Here is a 16,115-nt window from a genome sequence, read left to right on the forward strand (position 1 = left end):
AATTCTGTGCCGGCCGCCGACCTGGGGCCTGAGGATGCGAGTAACCGGCATTTGTGCGATGTCCCCCTCAAGGCACGCACGTCCAACAGATCTGTGCTGGCGTAATTCAACGTTAGCCCTCCCCCGTCGGAAGTCAACGGGGCGGAAGCCGGCGTCTGTTCGCCGCGGCAGTCGGGGTCCCGGCGGCATGCCTCAGCCGCCGCGGATGATCTTCCGGAGCCGCTCCAGCCGGGTGGAAATATCACGTTCGGCGCCGTTGGCGGTGGGCTGGTAGTAGTCCCGGCCCACGAGGTCGTCCGGCGGATATTGCTGTGTGGCCACGCCGTGCGGGGCGTCGTGCGCGTATTTGTAGCCCTGACCGTGCCCAAGCTGCTTGGATCCCGGATAGTGCGCGTCCCGCAGGTGGGCCGGGATGCCGTTGCCCAGGCCGGCCCGGACGTCGGCAGTGGCTTTGTTGATGCCCATATACGCGGCGTTGGACTTCGGGGCCGTTGCCAGGTGGACCACGGCCTCGGCAAGCACGATCCGCCCCTCGGGCATGCCGATCAGCTGCACTGCCTGCGCTGCGGCGACGGCGGTCTGCAGCGCGGTGGGATCCGCCATGCCGACATCCTCCGCGGCTGAGATCACGATGCGCCGGGCGATGAACCTGGCGTCCTCCCCCGCTTCCAGCATGCGTGCCAGGTAGTGCAATGCGGCATCCACGTCGGAGCCGCGAATGGATTTGATGAAGGCGCTGGCGACGTCATAGTGCTGGTCGCCCGCGCGGTCGTACCTGACGGCGGCAACATCAAGGGCACGTTCGGTGTGCCGCAGTTCCACGGTCACCGGGCCGTCGTCGGCGTCGTCGGCGTCACCAAAAGCCACTCCGGCGGCCGCCTCCAGCGCCGTCAGCGCGCGGCGCGCGTCACCACCGGACAGCCTCACCAGGTGGGCCAGTGCCTCCTCGCTGAGCTTGACCTTGCTGTTCAGCCCGCGGGGGTCAGCCACGGCCCGCTGGACCAGCCCCTCGATGTCGGCATCCGTCAGGGGGCGGAGCGTGAGCAGCAGCGAACGGGAAAGCAACGGGGAGACGACCGAGAAGGACGGGTTCTCGGTGGTTGCGGCCACGAGCACCACCCAGCGGTTTTCGACGCCGGGCAGCAGCGCGTCCTGCTGGGCTTTGTTGAAGCGGTGGATCTCGTCCAGGAAAAGCACGGTGGTGGTCTTGTAGAGGTCCCGGGCCGTGAGCGCCTCGTCCATCACGCGCCGTACGTCCTTCACGCCCGCCGTGATGGCGGAGAGTTCGACGAACTTCCGGCCCGGACCCTTGGCAATCACATGCGCGAGCGTGGTCTTGCCGGTTCCCGGCGGTCCCCACAGGATGAGTGAGGTCGGTCCCGCGGGTCCGGCGGAGTCGGCGCCGGCACCGGCGGCCAGCTGGCGCAGCGGTGATCCCTGCCCCAGCAGGTGCTGCTGGCCCACGACGTCGTCAAGGGTCCGCGGCCGCATCCGCACCGCCAGCGGGCTCCGGGGCTGCGTCCGCCCGGCGGCCAGCCCGGAAACTGCCGACCCGGACGGCGTCACCGTTCCGTCGTCGTCGTCGTTGTCCGGCCCTTGGCCAAAGAGATCATCCACATAGATAGGCTACTTCTAGTTCATGACGCCACTAACAACGGAGACCCGCGCAATGCCCACCCCGGATTCCCGTGCAGCGTTCGTCTCCGGTGAGCGGCTGCCCGGCTGGGTGGATCGCTTCGCCGCCAGCCACGGCAGCGTCGCCGCGGAAGAGGTCGACGGCGGCCTCCAACTGTCCGCGGCGGACGGTGCCGTGGCGCTGCTGCAGCCGCCGTGGCCCGCGGACGGCCGGCCTGGCCGCGGCGGCGATGCTGTGGCCCGCCTGGCTTCGCTGGCGGCCCAGTCCCGGACACTCGGGCTGGTCCTGGTCCGTCGCGGCGGATACTCCGTGGCCGTGGTCCGTGACGGTGCCGCCTTGGCCTCGAAAACCGGCACGCGCCACATCCAGTCCAGGACCGCTGCCGGCGGCTGGTCCCAGCAGCGCTTCGCCCGGCGTCGCGCCAACCAGGCGGATGAACTGGTGGAGGCAGTCGCAGAGCACGCCGGCCGGATCTTCGCCGGGCACCGGATCGAATATCTGGTGCCCGGCGGCGACCGTGCCCTGTCGGAACAGGTACTGAGTGAACCGGCGTTGAAACGCTACGCGGCGCTGACCCGGCTGCCGTTCCTGGACGTGCCGGATCCGCGCGCCCCGGTGTTGAAGCGGGCCGCGGCCGGCGCCTGTTCGGTCCGGATTGTGGTGACCGACCCGCCTGCCTAGCTGTAATGACCTAGCCCCCACTGCCCCGCGCTCGCGAGCCCCGCGCTGCCAGCTCCCACATCCGCATGCCGGAGCGCAGGTTCCCGTCCGGCAATCGCTCAATCAGGCCGTGCAGGACCAGATCGTCCACGAGCCGGTGGGCTGTGGTCAGGGGAAGGCCCGCGCGGCGGGCGAGGCCGGAGAGCGTCTTGGTGGGCAGGTCACGGTCGAACGCACTCATGAGCCGCACGACGCGGCTGATCACCGATTCACCCGATGGTGAGTTTGCCATGGACGCCCCCGGCCGCGGCCCTAGCCTGCCACGACGCTTGCGGCGCGGTCCGCATCCCGGCCGGCCGCGAGCCTGGCGATGTCGCGGCCCGCCCGGTAGCCGAACACCAGCGCCGGACCGATGTGCGAGCCGTAGCCCGGGTAGCCGCCGCCGAAGACGCTCACGGCAGCCGCACCGACGGCAAGGAGACCGGGGACTGCCGTTCCCTCCGTGGTGACAACTTCCGAGCGCTCGTTGACTCCGATGCCGGCGAAGGTACCGAGGTCGCCCATCTGGATCCTCGCGGCGTAATACGGGCCCCTGCCAACCGGTGCCAGGTTCGGATTCGGTTTGTGTTCAAGGTCGCCGCGGAAGTGGTTGTACAGGGTGGAGCCGCGACCGAACGCCGGATCCTCACCGCGCACAGCTGCCGGGTTGAATTCAGCCACTGTGGCCGCAAGGCCCCGGGCATCGATGCCGAGCTTCCCGGCCAGTTCCGCCAGCGTGTTCCCCTTGACCAGGTATCCGGTCCGGTAGAAATAGCCGCGGGGCATCGGCCAGGGCTTGGCGTAGCCGATGCCGTACTTGTGCATCGTCTTCGCGTCGCCGATCACATAGCCGAACGTCTTGTCCTCGTCCTTGTTGTGCCGGATCATCGCGCCGCCGAAGTCGTGGTAGCTCAGCGCCTCGTTGCCGAAGCGCTTGCCGTGACGGTCGACGGCGATGAGGCCGGGCAGGCCGATGGCCCGCAGGTGCGGGAAGAGCCGCTCCTTGCCGCTCAGGTACTTGAACACTGTTACCGGTGCCCAGGAGCCCACGCTGAACACGGAGTCATCGATATGTCCGCCGGCACTCATCGCCAGGGTGGCGGCGTCCCCGCCGTGGCCCACTGTCGGCGTGAAGTGGTCGTCGCCGTCGGCGTCGTGCGGGAAGTACTGCTGCCGCAGTTCCCTGTTGCCCGAGAAGCCGCCGGCGGCGAGGATCACGCCCAGACGTGCTGCCACGGTGCCGGCATGCTCTCCCCCGAGGACAGCCCCTGTGACGGTTCCGGCGTCGTCACGGGTCAAGGCAAGGGCCGGGGAAGACTTCCACAACCGCACACCCAGGTCGTCGGCGCTCTTGACCATGCGGGTCATCAGGGCGTTGCCGTTGGAACGCAGGACCGGACGCTTGTAGCGGGCGGCGTCGGCCCACGTGCGCAGCAGCTTCTTCGCCACATAGACGAAGGATTTGACCGACTGGTTCACGTGGAAGAACTCGTTGATGTCCGGGCCCACCTGCGGCATGTAGCCGAACACGGTGTAGGAGCTCATGTACGGCTGCATCAGGAGCCGTTTGTCCCCCAGGACGCGTGCGTCGATGTCCTGCGGCAGGATGGCACGGCCGGACAGCTTCGCCCCGGGCAGGTCCATCTGGTAGTCCGGGGACTTTTCCGGGTAGGTGAACTTCACCTCGGTTTCGTTCTCGAAAAAGGAGATGGCCTCGGGGACGGTATCCAGGAAGTCCCTGACGCCCGCTTCGTTGAACGTCTCCGGGGCCAGGCTCTTCAGGTACGTCTCGGCGTCCTCGCGCGTATCGCCCTGAGCCACGCCCTGCTTGTTGCCGGGGACCCACGCCCAGCCCGCGGAAATGGCTGTGGTCCCGCCAAAGTACTGTTCCTTTTCCGCAACAATCACAGTCAATCCCTGTGAAGCGGCCTTCAATGCTGCGGCCATCCCGGCGACGCCGGAGCCGATGACGAGGACGTCACAGACAGTAGTGCTCGTGGTCGGTTTCTTGCTCATGGTTGTTGCCTTGCTCATTAATCCTGGCTCCATTCAGTCGGCTGCACGCATCCCCGCGGCGGCCGGTTGGAAGGCTAAACCCCCAGTAGACCCGGCGGCACCAGCACGCGGGAGGAGGATTACCATTGAGCGGGAATCCTGAGGAGGAACTGTGGCCAATTCCGCGTCGGGCGAGTCGATTATCGGCCGCTTCGTAAAAATAGTGAGCGCGTTCGACGACCGGCACACCTCCATGAGCGTCGCCGAACTCGGGCGCAGGACCGGGCTCCCGGTCACCACCACTTACCGGCTGGTGAATGACCTGTTGCGGGAACGCCTCCTCGAACGCGAACCCGGCGGCGACATCCACATCGGAACCAGGATGTGGGAGCTCGTTTCCCGAGGGTCCAAGATGCTCGGTTTGAGGGAGGCGGCGCTGCCGTTCATGGAAGACGTCCAGGCGGTGGTGCAGCACTCCACCACCCTCGGCATCCTGGATTCGGACGAGGTGCTGTACATCGAGCGGCTTGGCTCCGACAAGACCATCGTGGATATCACCAAAATCGCCGGCAGGCTGCCGCTGCACGCAACGTCGTCGGGCCTGGTCCTGCTGGCACACGCCCCGGCCGCCTACCAGGACAGCTTCCTTGCCCGGCCGCTGACGAAGTTCACCGAAACCACCCTCACCGAACCATCCCTGCTGCGGCGCCACCTGGCCGAGATCAGGCAGCGCGGCTTTGCGGCCATGCCGGGCGTGATCGTGCCCGAATCCAGCGGCATCGCCGTCCCCGTCTTCGGACCGGACAACACTGTTCGCGCCGCGCTCAGCGTGGTGGTGCCGCGCAACGAGGAGAACGCGGCCGCCCGGGTCCCCGTCCTGATGGCTGCGGCCCGGGGCATCTCACGGGCCCTGGGCTGGCGGGGCGAGCTGAAGGGGACACTTCGCCAAAGCCACTGAGCAGAGGCACTGAGCAGAGGCACTGAGCAGATCCAGCCAGTGCCGTCTTTTCCGTTCATCGGCAATCATGTGGTTCCAGTCACACCTCCCCTGCAACTCTGGCTAGGACGCAGCAATGAGGCTGCAGGAGTTACGGAGGAGCACACCACATGAACACCACAGCGAACCGCGTGGCCGGCAAGACTGCCATCGTCACCGGCGGCCGCGGCGACCTGGGCAGCGCCACCGCCGCCCTGCTGGCGCAGCACGGCGCAAAGGTAGCCAGCCTGGACGTTGCCGGCATCCCGGCCGGGGCGGCCCATGCAAATATCAGCGAGTACGACGTCGATGTCACCAGCGAGGACAGCGTCGCGGACGCTATCCGCCGGGTCCGTGACGACCTGGGCACGCCGGACATCCTGGTCAACGCCGCCGGAATCATCGGCCCCGCCGGAGCCTCCCACACCGCATCGGTGACGGACTTCGACACGATCTTCAACGTCAACGTCAAGGGTGTCTGGCTGATGACCAAGCATGTGGTCCCCGGCATGATCGAAAAAGGCGCCGGCAGCATCGTCAACTTCTCCTCCATCCACGGCATCACGGGCGGACGGAACGTGCCCCTGTACCACGCGACCAAGGGCGCCGTCCGGCTCCTGAGCAAGTCCGATGCCGCGGCGTACGGAGCCCACGGCATCCGGGTGAACTCCATCCACCCCGGATCCATGGACACCCGGATGAGCCGCCGCTCCGCCGAGCAGTCGGAGATCGGCGCCGAGGCCTACTACAAGCAGCTGGTGGGCTCCAACCCCCTTCCCCGGCAGGGCAAGCCGGACGAAATCGCCTACGGCGTGCTGTACCTGGCCTCCGACGAATCACGGTTCACCACAGGTTCCGAGCTCGTCATCGACGGCGGCTACACCGCCGTCTGACCCGGCCCCTCATCTTTCGCACTTTTTCTTTTTTGAAAGGCAACACCCATGAAATTCGTTAATGGAACCGCAGCCGAAAAGTACGACGTCGTCATCGTCGGTTCCGGTGCCGGCGCCCTCACCGCGGCGGCCACCGCTGCCCGCGCCGGCAAGTCCGTCGTCGTCCTGGAAAAGAGCGCCCTGCTGGGCGGGACGTCGGCCGTCTCCGGCGGCATGCTGTGGGTGGCGGACAACCACCACGCCCGCGAGGCCGGTATTTGGGATTCCAAGGAAGCGGCCGCAGAGTACGTGCGGGCCGTGGCCCGGGGACGCGGCCGCGACGAGCTGCTGGATGCGGCACTCAATTACGGCGACCGGATGCTCCGTTTCGTCGAAGAGGAGTGCGGGCTCCGCTTCATCTTCCTCAACAACTTCCCCGACTACCGCCAGGACCTCCCCGGCGCCGTGGAAGGCGGCCGCACAGTGGAACCGGAACTGTTCAACAGCCGGGAAGCCCTGGGCGGCCTCAAGGAACACGTCCGCAGCGACGGCCGTGCCCCGTTCACGATGCAGGAATACGAAAACTGGGGCGCCTTCACCAAGTTCCCTTGGGACGACCTCAACCAGCGCCAGGAAGAGGGGCTGGTGGCCAAAGGGCAGGCCCTCGTGTCCATGCTGCTCGCCAGCCTGGTCCGCGACGGCGCAGCGCTCGTCACCGGAGCACGGGGGCACCGCCTGCTCACCGGCGGCGGCCGGGTGACCGGCGTCGAGCTTGAATCCGGTGAGGTGTTCCACGCAAACGACGGCGTGGTCCTGGCCACCGGGGGCTTCGAATGGGACAAGGCACTGGCCGACTCGATGCTCGCCTCGCGGCTCTACACGATGTGCTCGCCGCCATCGAACACCGGCGACGGGCTGCGGATGGCCCAGCGGATCGGCGGCCAGACCCGGGGCACCAGGGAGGCCTGGTGGGCCCCGATGTCCGTCACCGGCGACACCCGCGACGGCCAGCCGATCGGCACGTTGCTGCGCTTCGAGCGCCAGGGCCCGGGATCGATCATGGTGAACCGCCACGGCCGCCGCTTCGCCAACGAGTCGCAAAACTACAACGACCTCGCCCGGAGCCTGCAGTCCTGGGATTCCGCCGCAAACCGGACCCTCAACACGCCCGCGCATGTGATCGTGGACCACGCCTACATGGAGCGTTACGGCATCCTGGCCCACCGCGCCGGCCAGCCCACCCCCGGGTACCTGACCGAAGGGGCAACCCTGGAAGAACTGGCGGAAAAGATCAACGTACCGGCAGAGAACCTCACCGCAACCGTGGCCCGGTTCAACGAATACGCCGTCAGGGGCGAAGACCCCGATTTCGGCCGCGGCGAAAGCGCGTACGACAAATACTGGGGCGACGAGGAGTACCTGTACCCGAACCCGTCCCTGGGACCGCTACAGACCGGGCCCTACTACGCCATGGAAGTGGTCAACGGCGCCTTCGGCACCAACGGCGGCGTGGCCACCGACGGGCTGGCCCGCGTGCTCGACGTCGACAACCAGCCCATAGCCGGCCTGTTCGCCGCAGGCAACACCACCGAAAACGCCTACGCCGCGGGCTACCCGGGCGCCGGCGCCACCCTTGGACCGATCATGACCATGGGCTACCTAGCCGGGCGCACCATCACCGGCCAGTCACCGGACTACCGTCCGGCTGAACAGAACGAAGCGACCGTGGAACTGGTGGGAGCCTGAGATGATCCGCCACACCGTGCTCTTCAAGTTCAAACCGGACTTCCCGCCCGCCGACAAGCATGCCTGGATCGCCGGACTCAACAGGATGACCGGGAACATCCCCGGCATGCTCAGCCTGACCCACGGCCCGGACGTGCTCAACACCGAGCGCTCCTTCGACTACGCCATCGTGGCCGATTTCGAAACGGTCGAGGACATTGCGGTGTACATCACCCATCCGCTGCACGAGCCGCTCAAGGCCTACTCATTCCCCAACAGCCAGCAAATCCTGTCGGTGGACTTCCGCCTCGGGGATTCCCGGCCGGCTTCCACTAAGACACAGACGTCTTAAGGAGATCCCCATGAACACAGCACCCGCAACTCACGGCGCACCGCCCGAGACCCGGCGCGAGACCGAAAGCACCACCCCGCGCAAGACGCCCGGCAAGGCAGCCCTGGCATCATTCCTCGGCAGCACCCTGGAGTACTACGACTTCTTCATCTACGGGACCGCCGCCGCGCTCGTCTTCCCGCACTTGTTCTTCCCTTCCGCGGACCCCGCCATCGGCCTGATCGGCGCCTTTGCCACCTTCGGCGTGGCCTACGTGGCACGGCCGGTGGGCGGCCTGGTCATGGGACACTTCGGAGACAAGCTGGGCCGGAAGAAGATCCTGCTGCTCACTCTTGGCATCATGGGCCTGGCCTCGCTCGGCATCGGGTTCCTGCCCACCTACGAACAGGTCGGCGTCTGGGCCCCGATCCTGCTGGTGGCGGGACGGCTGGCACAAGGCTTCTCCGCGGGCGCGGAGTCGGCCGGCGCTTCCACCCTCACGCTGGAGCACTCACCCGAGGGCAGGCGCGGCTTCTTCACCAGCTTCGTGATGACCGGCTACGCCTCCGGCATGGTGCTGGCCACCCTGGTCTTCATTCCGGTCACCGCACTCCCCCAGGAAGCGATGCTGAGCTGGGGCTGGCGCATCCCGTTCTGGCTCTCCATCGTGGTGCTGGCGATCGCCTACTGGGTGCGGACGCACCTGGACGAAACACCGGTTTTCGAGGAAGCCCAGGAGAGCCGCCAGGTCGCCCCGATGCCGCTCAAGGAAGTGCTCAAATTCCAAGGCCCGGACGTGCTGCGTGTTGTGGGCATGTCGATCATGTCGGTCATGCAGACCATCTTCACGGTCTTCGGACTGGCATACGCCACCTCCACGGCAGGTTTCGACCGCGCCTCCATCCTGACCGTCAACGCCGTCGCCATTGGTCTGTCGATGTTCGCCATGCCGCTGGCGGCAAGGCTTTCGGACCGGATCGGCCGCCGGCCGCTGCTGCTGACCGCCGCCTTCGGGTGCTCAGCCACGATCTTCCTGTATTTCCTCGCGCTGTCCTCCGGGAACATCGTCCTGGTGTTCCTGGCGGCCTTCCTGAACATGACCGTGCTGTACTCGGGGTTCAACGGCATCTGGCCCTCGTTCTTCGCCGAACAGTTTGCCGCACCCGTGCGCTACACCGGCATGGCGATGGGAAACCAGCTGGGACTCGTCCTGGCCGGCTTCGCCCCGATGATCGCCGGCATGCTCCTGACCCCGGGTGTCACCGGCTGGGTTCCCGTGGCTGTCTTCGGCACAGCCTGCATGCTGGTCGCGGCAGCCTCGGTGTACTACTCCCGCGAGACATTCAGGACGCCGATCGAGGAACTGGGCGCTCCCCTCCTGGCCGGTACCGCCCGCCGCACGGCAGCCGAGGGTTCCTAGCAGCCGGTCAGGTGCCGCTTGGGCCGCTCCTGCCGGTAGTAGTAGCGGCCCGCTTCCGTGAATCCCGAACGGGCATACAGCTCCCGGGCGCCGGCGTTGGCCGCCGTCACCAGGAGCCAGTAGCTGCGGATGCCCAGGGCGTCACCTTCACGCAGCAGGGACCCGAGGACCCGCGAGGCGAAGCCCCGCCGTCGGGCATCCGGACGCGTGGCCATGCAGTACAGGCCACCCACCTCTCCGACGGGAGGAACGGCAAGGCGTCCGACGGCGGCCGGCAACCCGTCGTCGTCCCTCACCAGGGCGTAAACCGACCGGCAGCCTTCCAGGATGGTGCGGGCGGTGGCGAGGGGTTCCTCGCCACCGCGGCCGTCCACGCTCCACCAGAGCCGAAGCCATTCGTCCGACGGCTCTGCTGAAAGCGTGACGCCGGCGTCAGGTGCCGCCACCGGAACTGCGGTCTCCGCGCCGGCGTCGCGCACCAGGATCACGGTCTCGGACTGCCGGGTGAAGCCTTCCTCGTCGAGAGCAGCGTTCAGGGCCGCACTGCGGAAATCGTCGAAGACCTGGAAGATAACGGGAAGACGGCGGCTGCGGTACCAGGCCCGGGCATCCCGGAGCATGGCCATCCGCTGGTGCAGGGTTCCGTCCGGCTCGGACCGCGGCCAGACCGAGTTGGCCCGCTGGGTCACGCCGCCCGCAGCGCGAAACACCCAGCCGCCGGAGTCCTCCCGATCGGGAGCGGGCCAGGCGGCATCCATCAATGCCTCCAGGGCAGGCATCGTCTGCCGTTCCATCGGACTCCTCATTTTGCTTTGGGGGGACAGCAAAGGCTCCCCGGTTTTCCCGGAGAGCCTTTGCTGGCAGTCAGTTGCCGCTACTTTGCTGCGTCCTCAGGGTCCTGCGGGACGGGCGCGGCTTTCTTGGCCTCGGGCTTGAAGTCGACGCCGGCTTCCTTGCGCTGCTGCGCGGTGATCGGCGCGGGAGCCTGGGTCAGCGGGTCGTAGCCACCGCCGGACTTCGGGAAGGCGATGACGTCGCGGATCGACTCCACTCCGGCCAGCAGTGCGACCACGCGGTCCCAGCCGAAGGCGATGCCGCCATGCGGCGGAGCGCCGAACTTGAAGCCCTCCAGGAGGAATCCGAACTTGGTCTCGGCATCCGCCTTGTCCAGGCCCATGAGCTCGAACACGCGTTCCTGCACGTCACGCTCGTGGATACGGATGGAGCCGCCGCCGATTTCGTTGCCGTTGCAGACAATGTCGTAGGCGTAGGACAGGGCAGACTCGGGATCCTGGTCGAATGAATCCATGAATTCGGGCTTGGGCGAGGTGAAGGCGTGGTGGACGGCGGTCCACTGGCCGGCACCGACTGCTACGTCGCCCGAGGCCACTGCGGCTGCGGCGGGCTCGAACATCGGGGCATCCACAACCCAGCAGAACGCCCAGTCCGCGGGGTTGATCAGTCCGGTGCGGTGCCCGATTTCAACGCGTGCGGCGCCGAGGAGTGCGCGGGATGGCGTCTTCTCGCCGGCAGCGAAGAAGATGCAGTCCCCCGGCTTGGCACCGACGGCGTCGGCCAGGCCGGCCCGCTCAGTGTCCGTCAGGTTCTTGGCCACCGGACCGGTCAGCTCGCCGTCTTCCTTGAAGAGGACGTAGGCAAGGCCCTTGGCTCCGCGCTGCTTAGCCCATTCCTGCCAGGCATCCAGGGCACGGCGTGCCTGCGAGGCGCCGCCCGGCATGACCACGGCGCCGACGTAGGGCGCCTTGAACACGCCGAAGTTGGTGTCCTTGAAAAATTCCGTGAGTTCGGTCAGTTCCTGGCCGAAGCGGAGGTCCGGCTTGTCCGAGCCGTAGCGCGCCATGGCGTCGGCGTAGGTGATGCGCTGGATGGGCGTCGGGATTTCGACGTCGATCAGCTGCCACAGGGCTTTGACGATGTTTTCGCCGAGCGAAATGATGTCGTCCTGCTCCACGAAGCTCGCTTCGATGTCCAGCTGGGTGAATTCCGGCTGGCGGTCCGCGCGGAAGTCCTCATCGCGGTAGCAGCGCGCGATCTGGTAGTACTTCTCGAAGCCGCCCACCTGCAGGAGCTGCTTGAAAAGCTGCGGTGACTGCGGCAGGGCGTACCAGGAACCCGGCGCGAGGCGTGCGGGGACCACGAAGTCGCGGGCGCCTTCCGGCGTCGAGCGCGTCAGCGTGGGGGTTTCAATCTCCACGAAACCGTCCCGGTGGAGCAGCTCGCGCGCCACGCGGTTGGCCTCTGAACGCAAGCGCATGTTGCGGGCGGGGCCAGGGCGGCGCAGGTCGAGGTAACGGTGCTTGAGCCGGGCTTCCTCGCCCACCTCGACGTGCTCGTCGATCTGGAAGGGCAGCGGATCCGAGGTGTTGAGGATGGTCACCTTCTCTGCGATGACCTCGATCTGGCCGGTAGCCAGGGCCGGGTTCTCGTTGCCCTCCGGACGCTGCGAAACCGTGCCGATGACCTGGAGCACGTACTCATTGCGGAGTCCGTGAAAAACCTCTTCTTCCCGGACTACCACCTGGGCGACGCCGGAGGCATCGCGAAGGTCAACGAATGCCACACCACCGTGATCACGACGCCGGCCCACCCAGCCGGCCAGGGTTACGGTTTGTCCAATGTGCTCGGAACGAAGGGATCCGAGGTCATGTGTGCGCAGCACAGCACGCCTTTCTGAAGGAGACAGCAGGAATACAGAGATGATGTTGAATAGGAACGTTACGGGAACAGCCCCGTTCGAGTTTACCCGTTGGAGAGGCTTTCCTTCCGCCATGCAGACCCATCACCGGCTTCAGCGCCGGCTCGGAGTGCTTGACGCCACCGCAATCGGGCTTGGCTCCATGCTCGGCGCCGGCGTGTTCGTCGTCTTCTCCCCGGCCACCGCCCTGGCCGGCCCGCTCATGATTGTCTCTGTGCTGGTCGCCGGCGCGATTGCCTACTGCAATGCCGTTGCGTCCGCCCAGCTGGCTGCCAAATACCCGGACAGCGGAGGAACCTATGTTTACGGCCGCAAACAGCTGGGCGAATGGCCGGGCTTCATCGCCGGCTGGGGTTTTGTCACCGGAAAGACGGCATCCTGCGCGGCCATGGCCCTGACCTTCGGCCATTACGTGGCACCGGACTATGCCACGCCGGTAGCCATCGCCGCCGTCGCAGTGCTCACGGTGGTCAACCTCATGGGCATCACCCGCACCGCGCTGCTGACCAGGATCCTGCTCGGCATTGTCCTTGCCACCCTCGTGTTCGTGGCAGTGGCGGGCCTCGCGGGGCCCCATCCTGAACCCGGCGGTCCCGGGGCGGGCGTTGGCAGCGTCTGGGGAATCCTGCCGGCCGCCGGCCTGATGTTCTTCGCTTTTGCCGGCTACGCGCGGATCGCCACGCTGGGCGAGGAGGTCAAGGATCCCGCCCGCACCATACCTCGGGCAATACTGGCGGCTCTGGCCGGTGCGTTCGTGATTTACCTGGGCCTTGCCGTGCTGCTGCTCTGGCACCTGTCGCCGGCCCGCCTGGCGGAATCCGTGTCGCCATTGCTGGACGCTGTGGTCCTCTCCGGCTTCAGCGCGGGGGGACCATTCGTCCAGGCCGGAGCAGCAGCCGCCTGCCTGGGAGCCCTGCTGGCCCTCATTACGGGAGTGGGCCGCACAGCCTTGGCCATGGCCCGGGAACGCGACCTGCCGGGTCCCCTGGCCCGGGTGGGCGGACGCCACACCGTGCCTGTCGTCGCCGAATTGTCAGTTGCCGCAGCGGTGGTGGCGCTGCTCGTCTCCACCGATGTCCTCACCGTGGTGGGCTTCTCGAGTTTCGGCGTGCTGATCTACTACTCGGTGACGAATGCTGCCGCCTTCACCATGACCGAGCGGCCGGGAAGCGCCCCCCGCTGGCTGAATGCCGCGGGTTTTGGCGGGTGCCTGGTCCTGGCCTTCACGTTGCCGCCGGCCTCGGTGGCCGGCATGGCGGCAGTACTGGCCGCCGGAGTTGCCGGCCGCTTCCTGGTGCTGCGCTTCCGGAAGCGGCCGCTGCGTCGTTGAAGGCCGCTTAGGCGTTAAGGACCCGGACGTGCAGGTCCTCGTCCGACGGAGTCCACGTGGCGGGGTCGGCGTCCGTCTGCTCACCCGAGCGGATGTCCTTCACCTGGTGCTTGCCGTCGTCGTCCGTGAACCAGACGAACGGGATGCCGCGGCGGTCGGCGAACTTGATCTGCTTCCCGAATTTTTCGGCCTTGGCGGCCACCTCGGTGGAAATACCGCGGGAACGAAGCTGTGCGGCGACATCCTGGGCCGCGCCCCAGCTGTCGTCGTTGTTCAGGGCGACGAGCACTGCCGTGGGTACCTTGCGTGTGGCCTGGGCCAGTTCCTGGCTCAGGATCCTGGAGACGAGGCGGGTGACGCCGATGGACAGGCCCACGCCCGGGAACTTCCGGTTTCCCTTGCTGGCCAGCGCGTCGTAGCGCCCGCCGGAACAGATGGAGCCGAGCTGTTCATGGCCCACCAGGACGGTTTCCACCACGGTTCCGGTGTAGTAGTCGAGGCCGCGGGCGATGCTGAGATCCGCCACCACCTTGCCGGGTGCACGGTGCACCGCAGCTGCGATGACCTGCTCCAGCTCGTTCAGGCCCTCCTCCAGCAGTTCGTCCTTCACGCCCAGGGCACGGACCTTTTCAACGAAGGAGGTGTCTTCGGTGCGGATGCCGGCCAAGCTCAGGGCGGCCTGCGCCTGTTCCTCGGAGGCTCCCAGCTCGGTCTTCAGCAGCTCGGCCACCTTGGCAGGGCCGATCTTCTCGAGCTTGTCGATGCTCCGCAGGACTCCGGCCGTGTCCGTCAGGCCGATGCCGCGGTAGAAGCCTTCGGCCAGCTTGCGGTTATTGATGCGCAGGCGGAAGTCGGGAATCGGGAGGGCGCCCAGGGCCTCGGCGATGACCAGCGCGATTTCGACGTCGTAGCGGAACGGCAGCTCTCCGTCGCCGACAATGTCGATATCCGCCTGGGTGAATTCGCGGGCACGCCCCTCCTGCGGACGCTCGCCGCGCCACACCTTCTGGATCTGGTAGCGGCGGAACGGAAACGCAAGGTAGCCGGCGTTCTCCACGACGTAACGGGCGAACGGCACGGTCAGGTCGAAGTGCAGGGCGAGGGCGTGGTGGTCGCCCTTGGCGGCCCTGGATTCCTCTTCATCATCCTGCAGGCGGCTGAGACCATACACTTCTTTGTCGATCTCGCCCTTGCGGAGCAGCTGGCCCACGGTTTCCACTGCGCGGGTTTCGATCGAGGAGAAGCCGTGCAGTTCGAAGACGCGCCGCAGGGTGTCCAGCACATGCAGCTCCACCAGCCGCTCCTCGGGAAGCCACTCGGGGAATCCGGACAGGGAGGCGGTGCGTGCCATGGTGGATTTTCTCCTCAGGTAACAGAAGGCCGGAGTACCCTGCCCGGTGATCCGATTCCGCCATGTGATCAAAAAGCGGCGGTAAGGGCAGGAGTCCAGCCAGTCATGCATAAACTATGTGCGGCAGTCAGTTTATGCTTTCGGCACCTGCAACTTCTAATGGAGGGGCCCGGAGCACCGCCTGCCGCTTGCTGCCGGACACCGGACGTCGCCCTTGGCCCGTCCGGCGGGCCGGCCCGACACCCAGGAGGACTTTTGGCGGCCAGTTCACGGAGCGCCCGCGAGGCAAAGCGGCGCATCCTGCAGATGGAAGCGAAGCGCGAGCTGCGGCGGCAGCAGGAAAACCGCCGTAAGCGCGACAACCTCCTTGCTGTCGGGGCGGGCGCCGGGGCGCTGGTCCTCGCCGTCGTCCTCCAACTCACCGTCTTCGCCAGCAACCCCTCGGAGGACGAGTACGCGGCAGCGCAGGCCGGGCTGACCAGCCCTTCCGCGTCACCGACGCCAGCGGCCACAAACGGCGCCAACATCCCCAAGGCGGAGACCGCGGCGGGCAAGGTGTTTACCGGCGAGCTCAAGCTGAACAGCGGGGCTTTGGGCGTTGAACTGGACGGAACCAAGGCACCGCAGGCGGCCGCGGTCTTCAAATCCCTTGCCGACGAGAACTACTACAGCGGCATCAGCTGCCACCGGCTGACCACGGGCGAGACGTTCGGCGTCCTGCAGTGCGGGTCGAAAACCGGTGACGGACAGGGCGACCCCGCGTACACCTGGGGTCCATTGGAAAACACGCCGGCGGACAACAACTATCCGGCCGGCACCATTGCCGTGGCGCGGACCGGAGGCAACGCCTATGGAAACGGCACCCAGTTCTTCATCGTCTATAAGGACACGGTCATTCCGTCCGATGCGGCCGGCGGGTACACAGTAGTGGGCAAGGTGACATCCGGCCTTGACGTGGTGACAAAGATCGCCGCCGGCGGTATTAAGACAGGCGGAAGCGCAACAGACGGCGCTCCTGCGGAACCAGTCACGATAGACTCGTTCTCTCTGAAGTAACCAGCCCC

General features: G+C 66.9%; 14 protein-coding genes. 8 read left to right on the forward strand and 6 right to left on the reverse strand.

Annotated features, from left to right (window positions below; all coding sequences use genetic code 11):
- Nucleotides 1-192: 192 nt before the first annotated feature.
- Entirely contained in the window at nucleotides 193-1,617 is a 1,425-nt protein-coding gene (locus ACSQ1X_RS11540; RefSeq protein WP_436057770.1) for a replication-associated recombination protein A, read from the reverse strand.
- A 22-nt stretch (nucleotides 1,618-1,639) separates the two neighbouring features.
- Between ACSQ1X_RS11540 and ACSQ1X_RS11545 the strand changes: the two genes are divergently transcribed.
- A complete protein-coding gene (locus ACSQ1X_RS11545) occupies nucleotides 1,640-2,317 on the forward strand; it encodes an acVLRF1 family peptidyl-tRNA hydrolase (RefSeq protein WP_436057771.1) in 678 nt (225 codons plus the stop codon).
- 10 nt (nucleotides 2,318-2,327) lie between these two features.
- On the opposite strand, the gene ACSQ1X_RS11550 is transcribed toward ACSQ1X_RS11545, so the two are convergent.
- Together ACSQ1X_RS11550 and ACSQ1X_RS11555 are read right to left on the reverse strand one after the other, a co-directional pair.
- The gene (locus ACSQ1X_RS11550) at nucleotides 2,328-2,588 is read right to left on the reverse strand and encodes a helix-turn-helix domain-containing protein (protein WP_436057772.1); all 261 of its coding nucleotides are present in this window, start codon (nucleotides 2,586-2,588) and stop codon (nucleotides 2,328-2,330) included.
- Between the two features lie 20 nt (nucleotides 2,589-2,608).
- Entirely contained in the window at nucleotides 2,609-4,351 is a 1,743-nt protein-coding gene (locus ACSQ1X_RS11555; RefSeq protein WP_436057773.1) for an FAD-dependent oxidoreductase, read from the reverse strand.
- 151 nt (nucleotides 4,352-4,502) lie between these two features.
- On the opposite strand from ACSQ1X_RS11555, the gene ACSQ1X_RS11560 reads away from it, so the two are divergent.
- The 5 genes from ACSQ1X_RS11560 (at nucleotide 4,503) to ACSQ1X_RS11580 (ending at nucleotide 9,654) form a co-directional block, all read left to right on the forward strand.
- Complete coding sequence (locus ACSQ1X_RS11560) at nucleotides 4,503-5,288, forward strand: IclR family transcriptional regulator (RefSeq protein ID WP_436057774.1); 786 nt, start codon at nucleotides 4,503-4,505, stop codon at nucleotides 5,286-5,288.
- A gap of 149 nt (nucleotides 5,289-5,437) precedes the next feature.
- On the forward strand, nucleotides 5,438-6,199 hold the full coding sequence (locus ACSQ1X_RS11565) for an SDR family NAD(P)-dependent oxidoreductase (RefSeq protein ID WP_055803285.1): 762 nt from the start codon (nucleotides 5,438-5,440) through the stop codon (nucleotides 6,197-6,199).
- 48 nt (nucleotides 6,200-6,247) lie between these two features.
- Nucleotides 6,248-7,924 carry an FAD-dependent oxidoreductase gene (locus tag ACSQ1X_RS11570; RefSeq protein WP_055803288.1) on the forward strand — a complete coding sequence of 559 codons (1,677 nt, stop codon included), beginning with the start codon at nucleotides 6,248-6,250 and terminating at the stop codon, nucleotides 7,922-7,924.
- Nucleotide 7,925: 1 nt separating this feature from the next.
- Entirely contained in the window at nucleotides 7,926-8,255 is a 330-nt protein-coding gene (locus tag ACSQ1X_RS11575) for a Dabb family protein (protein WP_436057775.1), read from the forward strand.
- Between the two features lie 10 nt (nucleotides 8,256-8,265).
- Nucleotides 8,266-9,654, forward strand: a complete 1,389-nt coding sequence (locus ACSQ1X_RS11580; RefSeq protein WP_436057776.1) for an MFS transporter — start codon at nucleotides 8,266-8,268, stop codon at nucleotides 9,652-9,654.
- On the opposite strand, the gene ACSQ1X_RS11585 is transcribed toward ACSQ1X_RS11580, so the two are convergent.
- A complete protein-coding gene (locus ACSQ1X_RS11585) occupies nucleotides 9,651-10,448 on the reverse strand; it encodes a GNAT family N-acetyltransferase (protein ID WP_436057777.1) in 798 nt (265 codons plus the stop codon). The two genes, ACSQ1X_RS11580 and ACSQ1X_RS11585, sit on opposite strands and share 4 nt — an antisense overlap.
- A gap of 80 nt (nucleotides 10,449-10,528) precedes the next feature.
- Complete coding sequence (gene aspS / locus ACSQ1X_RS11590; protein ID WP_156372428.1) at nucleotides 10,529-12,334, reverse strand: aspartate--tRNA ligase; 1,806 nt, start codon at nucleotides 12,332-12,334, stop codon at nucleotides 10,529-10,531.
- A gap of 109 nt (nucleotides 12,335-12,443) precedes the next feature.
- Between aspS and ACSQ1X_RS11595 the strand changes: the two genes are divergently transcribed.
- Nucleotides 12,444-13,700 carry an APC family permease gene (locus tag ACSQ1X_RS11595; protein WP_436057778.1) on the forward strand — a complete coding sequence of 419 codons (1,257 nt, stop codon included), beginning with the start codon at nucleotides 12,444-12,446 and terminating at the stop codon, nucleotides 13,698-13,700.
- Between the two features lie 7 nt (nucleotides 13,701-13,707).
- Here ACSQ1X_RS11595 and hisS read toward each other — a convergent pair whose 3' ends face one another.
- Entirely contained in the window at nucleotides 13,708-15,051 is a 1,344-nt protein-coding gene (gene hisS / locus ACSQ1X_RS11600; protein WP_436057779.1) for a histidine--tRNA ligase, read from the reverse strand.
- A 255-nt stretch (nucleotides 15,052-15,306) separates the two neighbouring features.
- Here hisS and ACSQ1X_RS11605 point away from each other — a divergent pair, with 255 nt between their 5' ends.
- Complete coding sequence (locus tag ACSQ1X_RS11605; protein ID WP_436057780.1) at nucleotides 15,307-16,107, forward strand: peptidylprolyl isomerase; 801 nt, start codon at nucleotides 15,307-15,309, stop codon at nucleotides 16,105-16,107.
- The last annotated feature ends 8 nt before the right edge of the window (nucleotides 16,108-16,115 follow it).

Source organism: Arthrobacter sp. LjRoot78, from assembly GCF_964254335.1.
Classification (GTDB): domain Bacteria; phylum Actinomycetota; class Actinomycetes; order Actinomycetales; family Micrococcaceae; genus Arthrobacter.

Excerpts from the sequence above, each read along its gene's own strand:
- hisS (WP_436057779.1), bottom strand. The coding sequence starts at position 15,051 with ATGGCACGCACCGCCTCCCTGTCCGGATTCCCCGAGTGGCTTCCCGAG.
- ACSQ1X_RS11580 (WP_436057776.1), top strand. The coding sequence starts at position 8,266 with ATGAACACAGCACCCGCAACTCACGGCGCACCGCCCGAGACCCGGCGC.
- ACSQ1X_RS11565 (WP_055803285.1), top strand. The coding sequence starts at position 5,438 with ATGAACACCACAGCGAACCGCGTGGCCGGCAAGACTGCCATCGTCACC.
- ACSQ1X_RS11570 (WP_055803288.1), top strand. The coding sequence starts at position 6,248 with ATGAAATTCGTTAATGGAACCGCAGCCGAAAAGTACGACGTCGTCATC.
- ACSQ1X_RS11550 (WP_436057772.1), bottom strand. The coding sequence starts at position 2,588 with ATGGCAAACTCACCATCGGGTGAATCGGTGATCAGCCGCGTCGTGCGG.
- ACSQ1X_RS11555 (WP_436057773.1), bottom strand. The coding sequence starts at position 4,351 with ATGAGCAAGAAACCGACCACGAGCACTACTGTCTGTGACGTCCTCGTC.
- ACSQ1X_RS11595 (WP_436057778.1), top strand. The coding sequence starts at position 12,444 with ATGCAGACCCATCACCGGCTTCAGCGCCGGCTCGGAGTGCTTGACGCC.
- ACSQ1X_RS11575 (WP_436057775.1), top strand. The coding sequence starts at position 7,926 with ATGATCCGCCACACCGTGCTCTTCAAGTTCAAACCGGACTTCCCGCCC.
- ACSQ1X_RS11585 (WP_436057777.1), bottom strand. The coding sequence starts at position 10,448 with ATGGAACGGCAGACGATGCCTGCCCTGGAGGCATTGATGGATGCCGCC.
- ACSQ1X_RS11545 (WP_436057771.1), top strand. The coding sequence starts at position 1,640 with ATGACGCCACTAACAACGGAGACCCGCGCAATGCCCACCCCGGATTCC.